Source organism: Bacillus sp. ABR (genome assembly GCF_056172715.1).
The window spans coordinates 1-16,094 of record NZ_JAOYSL010000008.1 but is presented as its reverse complement, the minus strand read 5'-3'; the positions used below and the strand labels follow the sequence as shown (position 1 = coordinate 16,094).

Here is a 16,094-nt window from a genome sequence, read left to right as displayed (position 1 = left end):
AACATATTCATCTTTCATATGTGCTGTTCTTTCTAGCCTATGCCTGAACAGTTGAAGTGGTGAAGAACAAAAGAAAAAAGCCCTTACGATAGGGCTTTTTGTAAAACATTCGACAATCTGGCAAATTCCTCAATGGATAATGATTCTCCGCGGCGCTTTCCATCAATATCTGCTGTTTGAAGAGCTTCCTCGATGATCGCTTTATGTTTTTTTCCATCAGGAAAATTGTTCATCAAATTATTCATCAATGTTTTCCGGCGCTGGCCAAAGCTCGCTCGGATCAATTGAAAGAAAAACGCATCATTTTCTACTGAGACAGCAGGCGTTTCACGAACAGTCAGCTTAATCACAGCCGAATCAACATTTGGCTGTGGAACAAAAACCGTTTTAGGCACAACCATCACCGTTTTTGCTTCCGTATAAAATTGAACTGCGATAGACAACGAATTGTATTCCTTTGATGAAGGGACAGCTGCCATACGATCTGCTACTTCTTTTTGCAGCATGACCACGATCCCTTTCAATGGAAGGTTTTCTTCAAGCAATTTCATAATAATCGGTGTTGTCACGTAATACGGAAGGTTGGCTACGACCATCACTTCTTTACAGTCAGCAAAATTTTCTTCGATGACCTTTCTCACATCCGCCTTTAATACATCTTGATGAATAATCGTGACATTATCATATGGAGAAAGCGTATCGTTTAAAATAGGCAATAAACGCTGATCGATTTCAAAAGCGGTGACTTTCTTTGCACGTTTAGCGAGCTGCTCTGTCAATGCGCCGATACCAGGCCCAATTTCAATGACGCCGGTCTCATCTGTAACCTCTGCGTGATCGACAATGCGATCTAAAATATTTGTATCAATTAAGAAGTTCTGCCCTAAGCTCTTTTTAAAAGAGAAACCGTACTTCTTCAGTATTTCCTTCGTTCTGACGGGTGTCGCAATATCTTTATTCATCGGCTTCCTCCTGCATGACGGTCTTTAAGGCCGCAATAAAATCATGTTTGGTTATTTGGAACATGTGAAGGCGCTTTTGCAGCTGCTTCGCATTGGTATATCCTATATTTAAAAGCACTCCTAGTCGTTCGCGGCGGCGTTTCGATGCTTCGCCTCCGATAAGGCCTGCGTCAAATAAGTCGTCTAATGTAATGTCACTTTCCGATTCTTCCATTTCTTCATGGACATGGGCAAGACATTCCCGAATACTGTCCAGGGAAGCATGCTCGACACCAATTCCTTTATCCCGCTTCGCCTTCGCAAGATGCTTTGGCAAAAAAGCGTGCTTACAGCCAGGAACCGCCTCTGCGATGGTTTTACGGATCTTCTCACCAGGAAAATCAGGATCTGTTAAAATAATGACCCCTCTCGTCTCCTGAGCAAGACGCACTTGTTGTATGACTGTATCGCCAATGGCAGATCCGTTTGTTTCGATTGTATCTGCATCAACCGCCATCTTCACTCTGGCAGTGTCATCACGACCCTCCACCACAATGATTTCTTTGATTTTCATGTATTCCTCCGCTTGCAAAAACAATCTACATTTTTTGGTTAAAAAAACGAAACCTTTCATGCTGTTTTTGCGTCTAATTAATTAGAAAACAGTGCTTCTATTATAACCAAAAAAACAGAGGGTGCGCAAAGCCCTCTGTTCATATAAATGATTTGATGTGTTTATTTGAGCACTCTAATTTTCACTCGTTTATTTCCCCATTGATAAGCTGCCGACTTACTTGGGACGAACACATCAATTTTATTCCCTTTTATAGCAGATCCAGTGTCTGATGCAACGGCATAACCATAGCCTTCCACATACACTTTTGAGCCCAGCGGAATGACACTCGGATCAACTGCTATGACCTTTGCACCCGGATTCGCTTTTAAATCAAAACCTGTAGACGTTCTACCCGTACATCCAGCACAGCTCGCTGTATAGGCTGTTGACGCCACATAAAATTCTTTTCCTGAAGACTCATTGCTTCGTGAAACCACAGGGGACGCTGTAGGCTCCTTTTTGGTCACTTGTGTACCAATAGCCACTAAACGGTCCTTACTATCTTTTTCGGTCACTTCTTTAATCAATTCTTTAGACACCACTTTGCCGTTTTCTTTCACAATGGCATAGTGCTTCTTCAATTTACCTTCTTCACCTTTTTTAAGTACCTTCTCTTTCCCTTTTTCAAGAGAATGGTCCTTTTTATGTTTGGTATCAAAAGCAATTTTCTCTTCCACTACATCGGTGACTTTTTCCACCCGAGTGATCTTTATATCTGCGCTCTTTTTAGAAAGGTTACTATGTAACGCAGGCTTGATCTTATCGTGCTTCTTGAGCTTCAGCTCTTGTTGCTTTAAAAAGTCAGCGACCGTAGTCGAAGTGGTCCACACTTTTTTATCTTTTCCTCCATCATTTAAGCTGACCTGGAAGGCCTGCTGAACCACAAGCTTCATATCCTTTGTTAACTTGTCATTCTTTCCTGGAGTGACTTGATCGTGCTTCCCGATATCTATCTTCTCATTCTTCAATAATGCTCCAACCGTCTGATCTGTTGTCCATATCGTTTTCTCTTTCCCATCTAGGGTCAGATGAACCGGTATAGCCGCATCATACACAATGTTCATATTGTCTTGAATCTTTGTATTTAGACTTGGAGAGATATGATCCTCCGCCTTGGTCCTTATGCCAAGGTCTGAAAGCAGCTGTGCTACTGTCTCTTCATGTGTACGAATTGTCTTCTCTTTACCATTGATTGAAATGGTAATAGACTGCTTAGTGAGCTCATGCGCACCGTAAGCCGTCCCAGTTCCAGCTAAAAGCAAGCAAACAACTAGTAATAAAACCTTGCCTTTTCCTAGCTTAACAGAAAACAGATTTTTCATTTTTTGTACGATGAAAAACGCCTCCTTCTCCTCGGAGAGATTATATAGAGTATCTCAAAACCTGTCAACCCTTCCACCCACTGTACAAAAATGCTCGATTGTAAACCTATTATGGGAGATTTATGGAAAGAAGGGAAGAAAGACTTATCGACAACTTATCCTATGAGGAGGCGCAAACGTGTAGAACTTTTTCGTTATGTTTCACAATTGGACAAGCTTAAACAAGGATTGACATCATATACTGTCAGTTTATACGGAAAACTTTTTTTGCATTTTTTGTTGTCAATTCGGCAAGCTCTTCAAAGCTGATTTCTCTCAGCTCCGCAATCTGTTCTGCGATATATTTGACATAACTTGGCTCGTTACGTTTCCCCCTAAATGGCACTGGCGTTAAGTATGGGCAGTCTGTTTCAATCAAAAGCCGGTCACTTGGTATCTCTTTTACAACTTCCTTTGGCTTTTTGGCATTTTTAAATGTCACGGGTCCACCGAATGAGATGTAAAAATTCATATCCATACACGCTTTTGCAGTTTCTAAGCTGCCCGTAAAGCAGTGCATAATACCTCCGACCTCAGCTGCTCCCTCTTCCTTTAAAATCGTCACGACATCTTCCGTTGCGTCACGGTTATGAATAACGATTGGAAGATTCACTTCCTTCGCAAGAGCAATTTGGCGTCTAAAGACTTCCTTTTGTACATCTTTTGGTGACTTGTCCCAATAGTAATCCAGACCCATTTCTCCAATCGCAACCACTTTTTCGTGTTGAGATAAATCTTTAATCCAAGCCAAATCCTCATCTGTCATATCAATAGCATCGACTGGATGCCAGCCAATAGCTGCATATATGAAATCATACTCTTCAATTAATTCCATCGCTCTCGTAATTGTCGGACGGTCAAACCCCACCACCACGATTTTCTCAACTTTTTCGCTTTTCGCTCTTTCGATCACCTGCTCTAAGTCTTCCTTATATTGTTCTGCATTCAAGTGGGCATGTGTATCAAATAACATTGTTGATTGCTCCTTTCGACAATTCTCCTAAAAAACAAAAGGTGTTCGACGAAATGTTACACGTGGAACACCTTTGTTGATTTATAAAATTTTTGTTCCATTTGCTAGAGATTGATCTACTTCAAGAACCTGCAATTTCCCGCCTGTTTCCCCAGTTAAAATCATTCCCTGGGAAATTTCCCCTCTGAGTTTAACTGGTGTAAGATTCGCTACGCAAACGAGCTTTTTCCCTACTAATTCTTCTGGTTGATAGTGTTTGGCAATCCCTGAGACGATTTGTCTTTTTTCAAATCCAAAATCAAGCTGAAGCTTTAAAAGACGATCCGCTTTTTTCACTGGGGCTGCTTCCAAAACCTGTGCGACTCGAAGATCGACTTTCGAGAAATCATCAAATGCAATTTCAGCTTCCAGCTCAGGTAATTCCGTTTCTTCGATTTCCACTTTCTCTTCTTCTACCTTAGGTGTACTTCCCTGCATTTTTTCTTTAATGTAGGCTACTTCTTCTTCAACCTCTAAACGCGGGAACAAAGGCTCGCCTTTTTGTACCGTCGCATGTTGAATTGCACCAAATGATAGGATACTATCCCAGCTTTTGAGCTTCTCTTCTTCAATTCCAAGCTGGAAGAAGATTTTCTCAGGTGTTTTCGTTAGGAACGGCGTTAAGAGGACTGCTGTGATTCGAAGTGATTCTGCTAAATGATACATAACAGAATGCAATTCTTTTCGTTTTGTTTCATCCTTTGCCAGCACCCATGGAGCTGTTTGATCAATATATTTATTGGTTCTGCTGATTAATGTCCAAACATTTGAAAGAGCCACAGAGAATTCAAGGTTTTCCATCGCCTCTTCATAGGCTTTGACGGTTTGCTCAGCGACTGCTTTCAGCTCTTCATCAAACTCATTAACAGGGCCCTTATAGCTGCTTAAAGTGCCGTCAAAATATTTTTGGACCATCGCAACTGTACGATTAAGCAAGTTACCTAAATCATTGGCAAGGTCATAGTTTACACGTTCCACGAATCCTTCTGGTGTAAACACACCATCCGCACCAAATGGTACTTCGCGAAGCAGATAATAACGGAGGGCATCGAGGCCATAGCGATCAATTAATGTGACCGGATCTACCACATTCCCTTTTGATTTAGACATTTTGCCATCTTTCATGAGCAGCCAGCCGTGTGCGAAAATTTGCTTCGGTAGAGGCAGATCTAATGCCATCAACATAATCGGCCAATAAATCGTATGGAAGCGTACAATTTCTTTTCCTACGAGATGTACGTTGGCAGGCCAATATTTTTTATATTTCTCATCTTGATCTGTTCCATAGCCAATCGCAGTTAAATAGTTGAATAACGCATCAATCCATACATAAATGACGTGTTTTGGATTGTTAGGAACTTTAATTCCCCAATCAAAGGTTGTTCTTGATACGGCTAAATCCTCTAAACCTGGTTTAATGAAGTTATTAATCATTTCATTCTTTCTTGATTCAGGCTGAATAAACGATGGATTCTTTTCGTAATAATCGAGCAAACGATCCGCATACTTACTCATACGGAAGAAATATGATTCCTCTTTAATTAATTCAACAGGGTGTCCGCTGTCAGGACTTTTCCCGCCAATGACTTCCCCTTTCTCATTACGCTCAACATCAACAAGCTGTGTTTCCGTATAGAATGTCTCATCAGGAATACTGTACCAGCCCTCATATTGATCTAAATAAATATCGCCTTGATCAAGAAGTTTTTGGAATACCTGCTCGATGATTTTCGTATGTCTTTTTTCTGTTGTACGGATGAAGTCATCATTCGAAATGTCGAGTTTCTTCCATAATGATTTAATGTCTTCAACGACTGGATCTAAATACTCGATTGGTGTGATATTTTGTTCTTCAGCTTTTTGCTGAATTTTTTGTCCGTGCTCATCTGTACCCGTTAAATACATCACATCATAGCCTTGAAGACGTTTATAACGAGCCATAGCATCTCCTGCTACTGTCGTATAAGCATGTCCAATATGTAATTTTCCGCTCGGATAGTAAATAGGTGTTGTCAGATAAAACGTTTTTTTCTTTTCTGGCATGTCGGAACCTCCTGCGTGTGTGTAAATGTCAAAAACTCCCGCCCAATGGACGAGAGCGGTTATCATCATTACATGAAAATGTGTCAGATCAATTCATTTAATTTTGCACTTGTGCTTTCTCTATGATACCATCTTAGCCTTTAAGATCAAGCATATATACATAGAACGAGATGAAATGATCGAAAAAGATGAGTTTTTCGAAAAAAACGACAAACCCGTCGACATTTTGTCGAATATTGTCGTATGAAATCTATTTCCAGATTTACAATTGGCTAAATTAGGGCAAAAGTCTTGTTAATCTGAACTCGTCATTTCTTATATTTTCATAGAAAAAGCCTACAAAATCCTTATACATCAGTAGTTTCAAGGTCTTTTGACTTTAAGAGTCATATTTTACAAACAATAGTAAACAAAATGATTGACGATTTATGGAAACCTTGTTATGCTAGGAATGTAAGGAATTTGTCGAATAATGACGAAGATAATATTATTTTAGTAATAAGAACTTTTTGGGAGGAGAATGAAGATGAAATCTACAGGTATTGTACGTAAAGTTGACGAATTAGGACGCGTGGTGATTCCAATCGAACTTCGCCGTACGCTAGGAATCGCTGAAAAAGACGCTTTGGAAATTTATGTTGATGATGAAAAAATTATCCTAAAAAAATATAAACCAAACATGACTTGCCAAGTAACAGGTGAAGTATCAGACGATAACCTTAAACTTGCTAATGGTAAATTAGTTCTTAGCCGTGAAGGTGCAGAGCAAATCATTAACGAAATCCAAAACCAACTTCAATCACAAAAATAAGTTTCATATAAAAAAGGTTCTTGCACCGTTTGCAAGAACCTTTCTTTATTGTTCAATATGATAGGCATCGTATATCGTGCGCTTTGGCACACCACGTTCGACAGCTGTACGTTTAATGGCTTCCTTCGACGTTAATCCTTCCTCTATGTAATGAATCACATGTTCTTTTTCAGATAAGGACGTCCACCATGCTTCTTCATTCAGCTCTTCTTCAGCTTGATCATTTCCTTGCACTACAAGACAGAACTCACCTCGAATTTGATTCTCCGCTGCCCATGTCAGCACGGATTCTAAATCCCCACGAATAAACTCTTCGAATTTTTTCGTTAGTTCTCTCGTAATGGCGATGTTCCGATTTCCCCACACTTCCTTCATCAAAGTCAGCGTTTCTTTTAACCGATGGGGCGCTTCATAGAAAATGATCGTTTCTTGGCGTTTCTTCAAGGCTTCAAGCTGCTTTTTCTTTTCTTTTTTTTGACGGTCGAGAAAACCATAAAAGAAAAATGGCTGAGGCGCGATTCCTGATGCAATGAGTGCCGTTAGTGCAGCATTTGCGCCAGGTAACGGAATGACATAGCCTCCGATGCTAGTAAAATCTCGTACCACTTCAGCCCCTGGATCTGAAATCGTCGGTAATCCAGCATCACTCACGAGCGCGATACTTTTCCCTTCTTTTAGCCATTCGATTAACTTGTGGCCGCTGCTGTCTTTGTTATGCTCATGATAACTCGTTAAGGGTGTATCAATTTCGTATACATGACAAAGCTTTTTCGTTTGCCTTGTATCTTCTGCGGCAATATAGTCTACATCTTTTAACGTTTGTATCGCTCGGAACGTCATATCTTCTAGATTTCCAATCGGGGTTGGGACGAGATAAAGAATGCCCATGTCAGATTGACCATCAAAGCTTTTCTGTGTCTTTTTCATGTGCCGCCTCCTTTTCCATTCGCATTTCTTCTATATACATGTCTTTCTTTTTCCGTGTCCACGTTTTGAAACGATATTCTTGCTGCATGGCTTCTCTTTTGGTTGCAAAACATTCATGATAAAAAAGCTCAACCGGCCGTCTCGCTCTTGTATACTTTGCTCCTTTTCCACTATTGTGGGTCATCAATCTTTTTTGTAAATCATTTGTATAACCTGCATACAGGCTGCCATCTACACATTTTAATACATAGAAGTAATGATTATGCTTCTCCATACAGTATCGTCCTGATTTCATCTGTATACTCCTGATCTTCCCCATAAACAAAAAGAGGCGGGAGAATTTTCAGATCTGGTTTTCCATCTTTTATGCCCTCTACCAAGATGGTATTGGCTTCTTTCCCTTGTTTGGGATAAACAAATTGAATTCGTTTCGGCTCAATTCGGTATTTCTTCATTAATTCCACAATCTCAAGCAGCCGTCCTGGTCGATGAACCATCGCCAGTTTCCCCCCTTGCTTTAGCAGCGTGGAAGAAACACGAATGACATCTTCTAATGTACAATGAATTTCATGCCGGGCAATCGCCAAGTATTCATTTTCATTGATTTCATCCTTAGAAGGTGTTTTAAAATATGGCGGGTTACATGTAATCACATCAACTTTATGGTTGCCGTAGCGTTCCGGCATATCATTCAAGTCACCATGAATCAATTCGATCTGGTGCGCAAGTTGATTATACTCCACACTTCTTTTGGCCATATCAAACAACCGTTCTTGAATTTCAACACCCGTAATCGAGGCCTTAGATCGAGTCGAAAGCAGCAATGGCACAATGCCATTTCCGGTACAAAGGTCAATGATTTCCCCTTTTTGGATTGGCACATAAGCAAATTTAGCTAATAACACTGCGTCCAATGAAAAGGCAAACACAGTTTTACTTTGAATAATCTTCATATCTTCGGCGAGCAGGTAATCTAAACGTTCATCTTCTCTTAACGAAACCATGATGTATCCTTTCTTTTCCTGTGAAAAAGGCTTCCGATTCAGCGGAAGCCTTTTCTCATTTTTTATTTAAAAATGACAGACAGAACAAACAGTCTCCCTCTTTACGAATGCTCCCATAATGTACATTACAAATATGGAAGCCCTCCTGATATAATCGGGCCAGGTTATCATGACCTTCTCCTATATCAGAATGACTTGCCTTCTGGGCAGAATCATTCTCTGCCTCAGACGATTTATCTTGATCTGACTGATCCAGACGTTCACGCAAGTGCTGATTCTCCATCTGCAGCTGATGATTTTCTTCAATCACTTCACCGATATGATTTTTCAAATCACCTAACTGGCGATAAAGAGAACCGATTTGTTCTTCTAAATTAATTACCGTATCAAATAGTTCCTTTTTATCCAAGGTGGCACACCTCGTTACTCAGTTGTTTGTGCAGATACAACGCCTTCTTGTAATAATTCTTCCCATGTATATTCTATCACTTTTTCTTGCCCGGTTAATTCAACTTGCAAAATTCGTTCTAAAATATTGAGCCCTACTACCTTTGCAGAGCCATTAGACGTCTGAATCGTTTCGCCGATATCCGGTAATTGTTCCTTCGCTGTTTCATACTCATCATTCTCATATTTCAAGCAGCACATCAAACGGCCGCATAGTCCTGAAATTTTTGTAGGATTTAACGATAGATTTTGATCCTTTGCCATCTTAATCGACACTGGTTCAAAATCTCCTAAGAATGTCGAACAGCAGAGCATTCGCCCGCAAGGACCAATGCCTCCAAGCATTTTTGCCTCGTCTCTTACACCAATCTGGCGAAGTTCAATTCTCGTTTTGAAGATTGATGCAAGATCCTTCACTAGCTCACGGAAATCAACTCTGCCATCTGCTGTGAAGTAGAAGATGACCTTGTTGCGGTCAAATGTAAACTCAACATCGACCAGTTTCATTTCCAGCCCATGTTCACTTACCTTCTGAAGACATGTATCAAAGGCTGTCATCGCTGCTTCTTTGTTTTCCTCAACGATGAGCCGGTCTCGTTCGTCTGCTACACGAATGACTTTACGCAGAGGGAGAACCACATCGTGTTCATCTACTTTTTTGTTGGCGATGACCACTTGTCCGTACTCAACCCCTCTGACTGTTTCTACAATGACACAACTATCATTTTCTATATGAAATCCATTAGGATCGAAATAATAGATTTTGCCCGCTTTTTTAAAGCGAACACCAATTACGTTGTACAAGCTTATCCCTCCTGCAACATCAACACCAATTGCTCCATCAGCCCTTGGGCATTCACGTTGGATTGAAGTCTCTTTTTCGCTTCTAATACAGCAAGGATCTGGCTGGTCACCATCTGCTGTGTGGAATGCAGCGCATGCTGCTTCATTGTCTGGAATAAGTCTTGATAAATGACTTTATCTTCATTTCCTATTTGAATCGACAATACATCACGATATATAAATAAAAGCATATCCAGACCTGTTTCTTGAAGGTCTTTCTCTTTGAAAAAAGGCATCCATTGATCCTGTATATAAAAAAATGCATGTTCTTTTCGCTGGTGTAAGACTTCATACAATTTTATCACTTTCGCTCTAGACTCTGCAAACTGATCATTTCGACTTAATTCGAGTGCTTCTGCTAAATTATTGGTTAAATTCGACAAAAGCCTTGCGAGATGCTGAGATACGCCTTCTTGTAAAAGCTGCTGCTCCAAGGATTGTGGCTGCAGCGGCTGAAAGCTGAGCATCTGACATCTAGAAATAATCGTATCCAGCATTTTATGCGATTGCTCAGTGATTAAAACCGCCATCGTTTCCCGATTGGGCTCCTCTAGGAACTTCAATAAACTGTTCGCGGCATTGACCGTCATTTTGTCCGCATGAAGAATAATATACATTTTCCGGTGAGATTCTACACCCGCTTTTGTAAATTCCTCCTGCAGTGCCTGCACTTGCGCCTTCTTAATTGATTGGCCATCGGGCTGCACAAGATGTAAATCGGGATGGTTTCCTGATGCAATCCTTTTGCAGTTTTGACAGGATTCACATGGTTTCACTCCTGATTCCAAACAAAAAAAGCTCTTAGCCAACAGCATCGCTGCATCCAGCTTACCGGTTCCTTTTTTCCCTTCAAATAAGTAGGCATGCGCAAGTCGGTCTTTTTCAATACTATTAAAAATCAGCCGCATGACGCGCGGCTGCAAATCATTCATGTCATCCCAGCTAATTGCCATGTTATCACTCTCTATGTGTAAAGGTTAATCAATAAACCTTTTATTTCTCCAATACGTTCAAGCAAATCAATAGATGGTTTCTCTTGGTCCATCATTTCCTCGGTTAATTCAATCAGCTTCTCATCTAAGGCTTTGACTAAAGCAAGTGTACGTGTGTTGCCATAAATGTCAAAGCTCCTTGATGTTTCTATATTTAATCCATTATCGACTGTCTCTTTCACAAAACGCTTCACCAGTCCTTTAAACCTAGCCAAATCCTTTAGGTTTCGTGACTTCGCTAGCTTTTTACCGAACACTTCGATATCACTGAGCATGACCGTCAGCTGTTCTAAGCGCAGTTTGCCGCTTTGCGTCTCCATCGAAGCTTTAAAGGAAGCAGATGTTTGGTTTCCTTTCAATGCTTGAAGTTCACGCTTTTCTAGACGCAGTCGCATATCTTGATTAATTTTCACAGCAACCCATCCTTAAAATTGATGAAATTGTTCAACTGGCAGAATAAAAACAGTAGCTCCGCCAACTTCAACCTCAACAGGGTATGGTACGTATGAATCTGCATTTCCACCCATTGGGGATACAGGCGCGATCATTTGATCACGTTTACGGCAATTTTCTTTTATAAGCTGTAATGCTTTATCCACTCGGACATCATCACAACCAATAATAAAAGTCGTATTCCCAGACTTTAAAAACCCACCAGTTGAAGCTAATTTTGTCACGCCGAAATGATGTTCAGTCAATATTTTCAACAACTTGCTGCTATCTTGGTCCTGTACAACGGCAACAATTAATTTCATTTGATTGGCCTCCTTTATTTTAGGCACAGATGACATGCCGATGTCTTCCTCTATATTATAACAACGATTGGGAATTAGGTCATATTTGATTTTGCTTTAATGTGTCCTGAATTAATTGGAGGACTTCTTCATAGACAGCCTGCATCGGCTGAGACGCATCCACTACACGGAATCGTTCTGGTGATTGTGCAATAAGCAGTTCATAGCCTTCTCTGACCAGCTGGTGGAAATTCAGCGTCTCCATGTCTAATCTATTCTTTTCTCTTCCCTGGTTGGCATCAATTCGCTTTAGCCCTTCCTCAGGTGTAATAGAAAAATAAATGGTCATTTGCGGCATCGTGCCATTAATAGCAAAATCGTTAATTGATTTTACTGCTTCAATCCCAAGCCCTCTCGCATAGCCTTGATAAGCAAGGGAGCTATCAACAAAACGATCACATAAAACTGTCTGCCCGCGCTTTAATGCCGGTTCTACCTTCTCAGCCAAATGCTGCCTTCTTGCGGCTGCATATAGCAAAGCTTCTGTTTTCGCGTCCATTTTTGTGTTTTTTTCATTTAAAATGACTTCACGAATCTGTTCTGCAATGTCAATGCCGCCAGGCTCACGTGTCGCCATCACTTCATATCCTTGGCGTTCCATTTCTTCATACACTTTTCGAATCACTGTCGTTTTTCCGGCACCCTCTGGCCCTTCAAACGTAATAAACATACCGCTCATAGTGTCTCCTCTTCTATATAAACATATAATTTTCTCTGATGAATCACCTGACTCGCTTGAACATGAACCTGATGTCCAAGCAAACGGCTTAAAGCCGCGATTTGATCGCTTTCAATACATTCTCCCTTAACGATCAAAGGAATACCCGGTGGATAAGGAATAACCGATTCTGCACTAATCCGGCCTGCTGCATGTTCAAATGGGACGGCTTCTATATCCTCTCTATGCTCATTGTTTTCAATAGCCAGTGCCTCTCTTTGGATATGATCTTTTCCTTTGAGAAATGCATTGCTTTGATTAAGGGCCTGCTCTATTCGGTTAAAAGGAATATCCTTCTTCTGTTCTAAACCAAAGACAAGTAAAACCTGATGTTCGTCCGCAAGCTCTGGGTGAACCTCCACTGATTCAAGCACTCGTTTTAGTTCATAACCCGTCAGCCCTTTTGTTGATCGAATCACACATTTTAATGGATCGTTAAAAAGCAATTCAGACTGGACTACTTCAAGCTGAGGTATACGGTTGAACTCATTTTTCAGCTCTGCCAGCCCTTTCATCATTCCATCCAGGATCTCTTTTTTCTTGATCTCCTCGACATAGGCCCTTGCCACATCTAATGAGGCCATAATTGGATAGGATGGAGAACTGCTTTGAAGCATCGTGAGGAATGTTTTCAAACGTTTTGCATCCATTCGTCCCCCCTGAAGATGAAGGTAGGAACCCATCGTCATGGCTGGAAGGGTTTTATGTGCTGATTGTACCACCACGTCAGCTCCATAGGAAAGAGCAGATGGAGGAAAAGCGCCGCCTAATACAAAATGTGCACCATGTGCCTCATCAACCAAAACGATCATGCCTGCTTCGTGGCACATGTGAATCAGTTTTGATAAATCAGCTGCATGACCATAGTAGTTCGGATAAGTCAAAACGATCGCCCGGCAATTAGGATGTTTGGCTATGGCTTTTTTGACTGTTTCATCTGTCACATGTGTTGGAACATGTAGATGTTGATCTATCTCAGCTTCTACCATAATAGGCATTGCTCCTGCAAGCTCAATCGCATGGTAAACAGACTTATGACAATTTCGCTGGACAAAAATCTCATCTCCCGCACGACAGGCTGTCATCACCATCGCTAAATTTCCGACAGTTGTCCCATTCACAAGGAAAAAGCTTTGATCTGATCCATATAGCTTTGCCAATAAATGTTCAGCCTCTTGAATCACACCAGTTGGATGATGAAGATCATCTAATCCTTCAAGCTCTGTTACATCCAGCTGAAGAATTGAGTCATAATAAGTCCGTGCCTCATCAAAAAAGACATCTCCATTGTGATGTCCTGGAACGTGGAAAGAATAAGGTTTCTTTTCCGCATGTTGTACTAATGCTGTATATAAAGGTGTTTTCAAACAAATCGATCCTTTTCACTTTCGATATCTTATGTCTATTATAACGTTCATACAAGGGAACCGAAAGATGGATTCTCATTCCTTTATTGGCTGGTGATTTGTCAGCTGCTGTTCTGCCTCAAACATGCTGTTTTTCAATTGAGCACGCTCTTGGCTTCCATGCTCTTTCACCTGTAACGTTTCCTGTAAGGTTTCTGCTAATTGGCGTTGAACCTTTTTCAACGTATCTATAGGTGCAAAAGCTGCTTCTTCAAGAAGTTCTCCCTGTTGCTTTGATACCTTTTCGTATGTTTTTTGGATACGATTCTGAAGAGCTGAATTGGCACGCTGCTGAATATGCGTTAACGCAATCGACATTTGGTTGATCCATAGAGGAATGGATGCAGAAACAGTTGATTGAATGTGATTGGCCAATGTATGATTCGTATGCTGGATCATTCGAATTTGGGCATTACATTGCAACGCAATTTGCCGGCTTAACAGCAAATCATATTTCCGTTCCTTCAACCTCTCCATATACTCTTCTGCATTGAATTCCTGACTCATCAATTGCTCCTCTATAGTCCGATTACCAATATGCTGCGTTTCTGATATGATCTGCTTTTCTAAAGTTGTCATTTTCGCTTCAACTGCTGCAACCTGCATCGTCATCTCTTGGAAATAAGTTTGATTTTCTTCAAATAAACGCTCTAATAACATATGATCCGAGATTAATCCGCCTTTTGCATAACGAAGTCTTGCTGATAATCTCTCGATCTGTGATTTTGCATGTTGAAAACGCGATATGATTTCCTGAGTAGAACGCTTCTCCCGCTGAAACAACTTCAAAAAAAAGCCCTGCTTCTTTGGCAATAAATCCTCAGGTTCTACTATATGCAGCTGGTGCAAAAAGGCCTCAAGCACGTCTCCTATTTGATCGATATCTTTTTTCTCAACATATTTCATCATTTGTTGTGATTGTTCCAATAATCGTTCCTGAACACGTGTACCATAGAAAAGCAGCTTTTGCGGATTGTCAGGGATCTGCTCGGCACGCTGTATGGCTTCTTGTTTCTCCTCATCAGATAAGGTATCAAACACCCGAAACTGAAGATCTGTAGTGGAAGCAGTTGATGATCGGATGTGATCTTCTGGTTTCATTGCGTTTGACTCCTTTCATTATTTCTTTATCATTTTATCTGCCACTTCAAGCTCAATATGAAGAGCTTCTATGTCTCTTCCTAATACTTGCTGCAAATCATTCGTCAATTGCTTTTGCAGCTCTGTCAGCGTCACTCGAGTTTGGCTAAGTGTCATTTCCAGCTCATGACTGCGATCAGGCTGATTATACAATAGTGCATATTTTTCAGTTAGTTCAACAACAGAATCCAAGCTTTCGAAATAAAAACGCTGTGCATCATAAAACCGGTTCGGCTCTTTTTTTGTAATCGTATAGATTCGTCGTGCAAGTCTGAGAATTTCATAATTATGTTTGATCGTTTGTACGTTTTTCACAGCAAATAAAGCTTTCTTTAAACGTACAAGCTTTTGTCCTGCTTCTTTTAAATGCTGTTTGATATATACATAATCACTACGAGACAGTCCGTGTTTCTTTAAAAACAACTGGAAAGCAACCCATCTGCTCCCTGCAAACATCACGCCCCACCCTATCATCGCATACAGTATCGATAATCCAACATGATGATGGAAAACCCCAATACTGACGGTTAAAATCACAAGCGAAAAAAAAGTAGAGAGGATGGCCCATATAAATGTATAAAAAATTGATTTCATGTTCATCGACTCCTATGAATAATCAGGCTCTCTGTTTATCTTATTATTAATTACGGATGATGTCCAAACTAAGTTCCAAAAAACAGGCCCAATCCTTCATGGCTCATAAAAAAAGACCATCTAATGGTCTATGAATACAAAGGCGGCGTATGAAGATTTTTAAGCTTTCTAACATAATCGGCATAGCTGGGATCCGAGGTCGATGTAGAAATTAACTTTCGCTCACATTCTCGGCACAAAAACTGATGATATAAATAAATTCCCTTTGTTTTTTTCTCTTCACAAATCAAACAAATCGCTTCTCGCTCTTTTTTGCTCATTGTGACACCTCCACTTATAGCTTCAGTATGCCCTAGCGCTTTCAATTGTATACAAAATTAAGAATGTTTTAGATGGTAGTTTAGTATATGTATCCATGTCAGATCGAGTGTTTGTTCCTTTTCTT

Annotated in this window: 19 protein-coding genes; 1 reads left to right on the top strand and 18 read right to left on the bottom strand. The window is 40.5% G+C overall.

Annotated features, from left to right (window positions below):
• Window positions 1-83 precede the first annotated feature (83 nt).
• The 5 genes from rsmA to metG form a co-directional block, all read right to left on the bottom strand.
• Window positions 84-962 carry a 16S rRNA (adenine(1518)-N(6)/adenine(1519)-N(6))-dimethyltransferase RsmA gene (gene rsmA / locus OIT90_RS18900; protein WP_039175905.1) on the bottom strand — a complete coding sequence of 293 codons (879 nt, stop codon included), beginning with the start codon at window positions 960-962 and terminating at the stop codon, window positions 84-86.
• Window positions 955-1,515: a ribonuclease M5 gene (gene rnmV / locus OIT90_RS18895; RefSeq protein ID WP_017359323.1), complete on the bottom strand. Its 561-nt coding sequence runs from the start codon at window positions 1,513-1,515 to the stop codon at window positions 955-957. The genes rsmA and rnmV overlap by 8 nt, the downstream gene beginning before the upstream one ends.
• Window positions 1,516-1,676: 161 nt before the next feature.
• Window positions 1,677-2,879, bottom strand: a complete 1,203-nt coding sequence (locus OIT90_RS18890) for a G5 and 3D domain-containing protein (protein WP_039175900.1) — start codon at window positions 2,877-2,879, stop codon at window positions 1,677-1,679.
• Window positions 2,880-3,123: 244 nt separating this feature from the next.
• Entirely contained in the window at window positions 3,124-3,891 is a 768-nt protein-coding gene (locus OIT90_RS18885; protein WP_058838218.1) for a TatD family hydrolase, read from the bottom strand.
• A gap of 81 nt (window positions 3,892-3,972) precedes the next feature.
• Window positions 3,973-5,973 carry a methionine--tRNA ligase gene (metG, locus tag OIT90_RS18880; RefSeq protein WP_058838217.1) on the bottom strand — a complete coding sequence of 667 codons (2,001 nt, stop codon included), beginning with the start codon at window positions 5,971-5,973 and terminating at the stop codon, window positions 3,973-3,975.
• A gap of 520 nt (window positions 5,974-6,493) precedes the next feature.
• Here metG and OIT90_RS18875 point away from each other — a divergent pair.
• Window positions 6,494-6,784, top strand: a complete 291-nt coding sequence (locus OIT90_RS18875) for an AbrB/MazE/SpoVT family DNA-binding domain-containing protein (RefSeq protein WP_087975202.1) — start codon at window positions 6,494-6,496, stop codon at window positions 6,782-6,784.
• A gap of 45 nt (window positions 6,785-6,829) precedes the next feature.
• On the opposite strand, the gene rsmI is transcribed toward OIT90_RS18875, so the two are convergent.
• From rsmI to OIT90_RS18810, 13 genes are all read right to left on the bottom strand, one after another.
• The gene (rsmI, locus tag OIT90_RS18870) at window positions 6,830-7,711 is read right to left on the bottom strand and encodes a 16S rRNA (cytidine(1402)-2'-O)-methyltransferase (protein ID WP_058838216.1); all 882 of its coding nucleotides are present in this window, start codon (window positions 7,709-7,711) and stop codon (window positions 6,830-6,832) included.
• A complete protein-coding gene (locus OIT90_RS18865) occupies window positions 7,686-7,985 on the bottom strand; it encodes a GIY-YIG nuclease family protein (RefSeq protein WP_059376749.1) in 300 nt (99 codons plus the stop codon). The genes rsmI and OIT90_RS18865 overlap by 26 nt, the downstream gene beginning before the upstream one ends.
• Complete coding sequence (locus OIT90_RS18860; protein WP_024427205.1) at window positions 7,972-8,715, bottom strand: tRNA1(Val) (adenine(37)-N6)-methyltransferase; 744 nt, start codon at window positions 8,713-8,715, stop codon at window positions 7,972-7,974. The genes OIT90_RS18865 and OIT90_RS18860 overlap by 14 nt, the downstream gene beginning before the upstream one ends.
• 55 nt (window positions 8,716-8,770) lie before the next feature.
• Window positions 8,771-9,124 (bottom strand): DNA replication initiation control protein YabA, encoded by a 354-nt coding sequence (gene yabA, locus OIT90_RS18855; protein WP_474892831.1) that lies wholly within the window; start codon window positions 9,122-9,124, stop codon window positions 8,771-8,773.
• 14 nt (window positions 9,125-9,138) lie between these two features.
• Window positions 9,139-9,966, bottom strand: a complete 828-nt coding sequence (ricT, locus tag OIT90_RS18850; protein ID WP_024425628.1) for a competence/sporulation regulator complex protein RicT — start codon at window positions 9,964-9,966, stop codon at window positions 9,139-9,141.
• Window positions 9,967-9,968: 2 nt separating this feature from the next.
• Window positions 9,969-10,958 carry a DNA polymerase III subunit delta' gene (gene holB, locus OIT90_RS18845; RefSeq protein WP_024427206.1) on the bottom strand — a complete coding sequence of 330 codons (990 nt, stop codon included), beginning with the start codon at window positions 10,956-10,958 and terminating at the stop codon, window positions 9,969-9,971.
• Window positions 10,959-10,969: 11 nt separating this feature from the next.
• Complete coding sequence (locus OIT90_RS18840; RefSeq protein WP_039175878.1) at window positions 10,970-11,410, bottom strand: YaaR family protein; 441 nt, start codon at window positions 11,408-11,410, stop codon at window positions 10,970-10,972.
• A gap of 12 nt (window positions 11,411-11,422) precedes the next feature.
• Window positions 11,423-11,752, bottom strand: coding sequence for a cyclic-di-AMP receptor (locus tag OIT90_RS18835; RefSeq protein ID WP_024425625.1), 330 nt, complete (start codon window positions 11,750-11,752; stop codon window positions 11,423-11,425).
• Window positions 11,753-11,831: 79 nt separating this feature from the next.
• Window positions 11,832-12,470, bottom strand: a complete 639-nt coding sequence (gene tmk / locus OIT90_RS18830; protein WP_064498585.1) for a dTMP kinase — start codon at window positions 12,468-12,470, stop codon at window positions 11,832-11,834.
• The gene (locus OIT90_RS18825) at window positions 12,467-13,876 is read right to left on the bottom strand and encodes an aminotransferase class I/II-fold pyridoxal phosphate-dependent enzyme (protein WP_126681988.1); all 1,410 of its coding nucleotides are present in this window, start codon (window positions 13,874-13,876) and stop codon (window positions 12,467-12,469) included. The genes tmk and OIT90_RS18825 overlap by 4 nt, the downstream gene beginning before the upstream one ends.
• Window positions 13,877-13,951: 75 nt before the next feature.
• Window positions 13,952-15,016 carry a toxic anion resistance protein gene (locus OIT90_RS18820; protein WP_151283928.1) on the bottom strand — a complete coding sequence of 355 codons (1,065 nt, stop codon included), beginning with the start codon at window positions 15,014-15,016 and terminating at the stop codon, window positions 13,952-13,954.
• Window positions 15,017-15,034: 18 nt separating this feature from the next.
• Window positions 15,035-15,649, bottom strand: coding sequence for a 5-bromo-4-chloroindolyl phosphate hydrolysis family protein (locus OIT90_RS18815; RefSeq protein WP_039175866.1), 615 nt, complete (start codon window positions 15,647-15,649; stop codon window positions 15,035-15,037).
• A 128-nt stretch (window positions 15,650-15,777) separates the two neighbouring features.
• Window positions 15,778-15,969, bottom strand: a complete 192-nt coding sequence (locus OIT90_RS18810; protein ID WP_024425620.1) for a sigma factor G inhibitor Gin — start codon at window positions 15,967-15,969, stop codon at window positions 15,778-15,780.
• Window positions 15,970-16,094: the final 125 nt, after the last annotated feature.

Coding starts and splice junctions, on each gene's coding strand:
- rsmA (WP_039175905.1), bottom strand. CDS start 962: ATGAATAAAGATATTGCGACACCCGTCAGAACGAAGGAAATACTGAAG.
- rnmV (WP_017359323.1), bottom strand. CDS start 1,515: ATGAAAATCAAAGAAATCATTGTGGTGGAGGGTCGTGATGACACTGCC.
- OIT90_RS18890 (WP_039175900.1), bottom strand. CDS start 2,879: ATGAAAAATCTGTTTTCTGTTAAGCTAGGAAAAGGCAAGGTTTTATTA.
- OIT90_RS18885 (WP_058838218.1), bottom strand. CDS start 3,891: ATGTTATTTGATACACATGCCCACTTGAATGCAGAACAATATAAGGAA.
- metG (WP_058838217.1), bottom strand. CDS start 5,973: ATGCCAGAAAAGAAAAAAACGTTTTATCTGACAACACCTATTTACTAT.
- OIT90_RS18875 (WP_087975202.1), top strand. CDS start 6,494: ATGAAGATGAAATCTACAGGTATTGTACGTAAAGTTGACGAATTAGGA.
- rsmI (WP_058838216.1), bottom strand. CDS start 7,711: ATGAAAAAGACACAGAAAAGCTTTGATGGTCAATCTGACATGGGCATT.
- OIT90_RS18865 (WP_059376749.1), bottom strand. CDS start 7,985: ATGGAGAAGCATAATCATTACTTCTATGTATTAAAATGTGTAGATGGC.
- OIT90_RS18860 (WP_024427205.1), bottom strand. CDS start 8,715: ATGGTTTCGTTAAGAGAAGATGAACGTTTAGATTACCTGCTCGCCGAA.
- holB (WP_024427206.1), bottom strand. CDS start 10,958: ATGGCAATTAGCTGGGATGACATGAATGATTTGCAGCCGCGCGTCATG.
- OIT90_RS18835 (WP_024425625.1), bottom strand. CDS start 11,752: ATGAAATTAATTGTTGCCGTTGTACAGGACCAAGATAGCAGCAAGTTG.
- tmk (WP_064498585.1), bottom strand. CDS start 12,470: ATGAGCGGTATGTTTATTACGTTTGAAGGGCCAGAGGGTGCCGGAAAA.
- OIT90_RS18820 (WP_151283928.1), bottom strand. CDS start 15,016: ATGAAACCAGAAGATCACATCCGATCATCAACTGCTTCCACTACAGAT.
- OIT90_RS18815 (WP_039175866.1), bottom strand. CDS start 15,649: ATGAAATCAATTTTTTATACATTTATATGGGCCATCCTCTCTACTTTT.
- OIT90_RS18810 (WP_024425620.1), bottom strand. CDS start 15,969: ATGAGCAAAAAAGAGCGAGAAGCGATTTGTTTGATTTGTGAAGAGAAA.